The sequence below is a fragment of the Rhodococcus sp. P4_B6 genome, assembly GCF_056402215.1.
The window spans coordinates 1-3,238 of record NZ_JBFUHV010000362.1; the positions used below are offsets into that span (position 1 = coordinate 1).

The window sequence follows — 3,238 nt, forward strand, 5'->3', positions numbered from 1 at the left end:
CGGTCGGTGTCGGATCATTTCCAGCCGTGGCGGCACGAGGGTGGTCATGCGCCGTTCTCGCTGGCGTGGATGATGGCGGTGGGGGAGCGGACGGAGCGGTTGCAGTTGGGGACGTCGGTGATGACGCCGACGTTCCGGTACAACCCGGCGGTGGTGGCGCAGGCGTTCGCCACGATGGGGTGTCTGTATCCGGGGCGGATCATGCTCGGGGTGGGTACCGGTGAGGCGCTGAACGAGATCGCGACCGGTTTTGCGGGGGAGTGGCCGGAGTTCAAGGAGCGGTTCGCGCGGCTGCGGGAGGCGGTCCGGTTGATGCGGGAGCTCTGGTTGGGTGACCGGGTCGATTTCGAGGGCGACTATTTCTCCACGAAGGGGGCGTCGATCTACGACGTGCCGGAGGGTGGGATCCCGGTGTACATCGCCGCGGGTGGTCCGGTGGTGGCCCGGTACGCCGGTCGCAGTGGTGACGGGTTCATCTGCACGTCCGGTAAGGGGATGGAGTTGTACACGGAGAAGTTGATGCCGGCGGTCGCGGAGGGGGCGGCCAAGGCCGACCGGGATGTGGCGGAGATCGACAAGATGATCGAGATCAAGATTTCGTACGACACGGATCCGGAGTTGGCGCTCGAGAACACGCGGTTCTGGGCGCCGTTGTCGTTGACGCCGGAGCAGAAGCATTCGATCGAGGATCCGATCGAGATGGAGAAGGCGGCGGATGCGTTACCGATCGAGCAGGTCGCGAAGCGGTGGATCGTGGCGTCGGATCCGGATGAGGCGGTGGCGCAGATCCGCCCGTATCTCGATGCCGGGCTCAATCACCTGGTGTTCCACGCTCCCGGGCACGATCAGAAGCGGTTCCTGGAGCTGTTCGAGAAAGATCTCGCCCCGCGGCTGCGAGCACTGCCATGACCACGGTCATCGACGTCACCCGAAACCCGCTGTGGAAGAAGCTCACCGATCACCAGCAGGCGGTCGCGGCGCTGCATCTGCGGGAGCTGTTCGACACCGACCCGCACCGCGGCAAAGACCTCACCGTCACCGCCGGTGACTTGTATGTGGACTACAGCAAGCACCGGGTGACCCGTGAAACCCTCGGTCTACTCCTCGACCTCGCCTGCGCCGCCGGGGTGGAGGAGCAGCGGGACGCGATGTTCGCCGGTGCGCACATCAACGTGTCCGAAGATCGAGCAGTCTTGCATACAGCGCTGCGAGAACGCCGCGGTGTCACCCTGATGGTGGACGGGCAGGATGTCGTCAGCGATGTCCACCATGTGTTGGATCGGATGGGTGCGTTTACCGACCGGATCCGGTCCGGTGACTGGCGCGGCGTCACCGGTCAGCCCATCCAAACGGTCGTGAATATCGGCATCGGTGGCTCGGATCTTGGCCCGGCCATGGTCTACCGCGCGCTGCGCCACTATGTAGACGGACCCGAGGTGCGGTTCGTGTCGAATGTCGACCCCGCGGATCTGGTGTCGACGCTGTCGGACCTCGATCCCGCCAGCACGCTGTTCGTCGTGGTCTCCAAGACGTTCTCGACGTTGGAGACCATGACCAACGCGCAGGCGGCCCGTAGGTGGCTCACCGAGACGCTCGGTGAAGACGCGGTCCGGCATCATTTCGTGGCCGTCTCGACCAATGCAGTACGGGTGGCCGCCTTCGGTATCGATTCGGAGAGCACGTTCGGGTTCTGGGATTGGGTCGGGGGACGGTATTCGGTGGGTTCGGCCGTCGGGCTGGCGGTGATGGCCGCCATCGGACGAGAACGCTTCGCGGAATTCCTCGACGGCATGCGCCAGCTCGACATGCACTTCCGCACGGCCCCCATCGAGTCGAATGCGCCTGTCCTCCTGGGTCTGCTGGGCGTCTGGTATGCCAGCTTCTTCGGCGCCGATTCACGCGCGGTGCTGCCGTACTCGAACGACCTCGTGCGGTTCCCGGCGTACCTGCAGCAACTGGCGATGGAATCGAACGGCAAGTCGGTACGGGCGGACGGGACTCCCGTTGGTGCGGCGACGGGTGAGGTGTTCTGGGGTGAGCCCGGTACCAACGGTCAGCACGCATTCCATCAATTACTGCACCAGGGAACCCGGTTGATTCCGGTGGATTTCATAGGGTTCGCGCGGCCGATCGAGGACCTGCCCACGCTCGATGGCGAGGGATCGATGCATGGTGTGCTGACGGCGAACATGCTCGCCCAGTCCAAGGTTCTGGCATTCGGAAAAACCGCTGCTGAGGTCACCGCCGATGGAACACCTCCCGAACTCGTCCCGCACAAGGTGATGCCGGGAAACCGGCCGTCGACATCGATCCTGGGCACGAAGCTCACACCGTCGACCCTCGGACAGCTGATCGCCTTGTACGAACACCAGGTCTTCGTGCAAGGAATCGTGTGGGGCATCGACTCGTTCGACCAGTGGGGGGTCGAGCTCGGCAAGACATCGGCTCTGGAATTGGGTTCCGCTCTCTGGGACCCAGACGGCGCCGCCTACGTTGGGGACAGCTCCACCGCCGGGTTGATTCGCGCGTACCGGCTAGCGAGAGGGGAACGCAGTTGCCTGCATTAATGTTGCGGCTTCCGTCGCCGATCGCAGAGTCGTGGGATTGGCAATTGTCTGCCGCGTGCCGAGATGCCGACCCGTCGGTGTTCTTCTATGCCGACAATGAACGCGGTGATCCCCGTTCGAGTCGCATCCGTGCTGCCAAACAGGTCTGCCGACGGTGTCCCGTACGTACACAGTGCCTCGACCACGCCCTCGAGGCACGTGAGAGCCACGGAATCTGGGGCGGCTACACCGAGGATGAGCGCAGGACGCTCCAACGGCCGCGGGACGTGGATGCCCACCAGCTTCCATCCGGCCGGGAAATGAAGCCGAGACCGGACGTTGCGGTCATCTGCTGTGCACGCACTTCTACAACAACCCAGTAGCGATACGAGTCGCGGTCTGTGCGGCTGAAAAAGCTCGCTCGCGGACCACGCACCACTTATAGGGCACGTCAACTTGAGTGATAGTCGCAGCGGCGCAGGCGGTTTGGGCTCGCCTCTGCCCGGAATTTATTGGCTGGGTGCGTTGTTCGGGCAGCGGTGGCGGCCGCGGTGATTTCGCGCCACACCGCGAAGCGGTCCGTCATCTCGCGACGCCAGTCGGATGCCGACAACATGTGCCGCCGCAGCTGGAAGTGCCCCGTGATGCCGGAGAACGCGGACAGGAACCGTTGCGTCTGTCCGGGTGAGGCG

At 64.3% G+C, this 3,238-nt stretch carries 3 protein-coding genes and 1 pseudogene; 3 read left to right on the plus strand and 1 reads right to left on the minus strand.

The window, feature by feature from the left end:
- The 3 genes from fgd to AC1DWT_RS50365 form a co-directional block, all read left to right on the plus strand.
- On the plus strand, positions 1–909 hold a 909-nt coding region (fgd, locus tag AC1DWT_RS50355; protein WP_477926180.1), incomplete at its 5' end, for a glucose-6-phosphate dehydrogenase (coenzyme-F420).
- The gene (gene pgi / locus AC1DWT_RS50360; RefSeq protein ID WP_206015776.1) at positions 906–2,567 is read left to right on the plus strand and encodes a glucose-6-phosphate isomerase; all 1,662 of its coding nucleotides are present in this window, start codon (positions 906–908) and stop codon (positions 2,565–2,567) included. The genes fgd and pgi, both read left to right, overlap by 4 nt.
- Positions 2,567–2,929 carry a WhiB family transcriptional regulator gene (locus tag AC1DWT_RS50365; RefSeq protein WP_206015777.1) on the plus strand — a complete coding sequence of 121 codons (363 nt, stop codon included), beginning with the start codon at positions 2,567–2,569 and terminating at the stop codon, positions 2,927–2,929. Before pgi ends, AC1DWT_RS50365 begins: the two co-directional genes overlap by 1 nt.
- A gap of 149 nt (positions 2,930–3,078) precedes the next feature.
- On the opposite strand, the pseudogene AC1DWT_RS50370 reads toward AC1DWT_RS50365, so the two are convergent.
- Positions 3,079–3,238 (minus strand): annotated as a pseudogene (locus AC1DWT_RS50370) (IS6 family transposase); the annotation flags it as partial.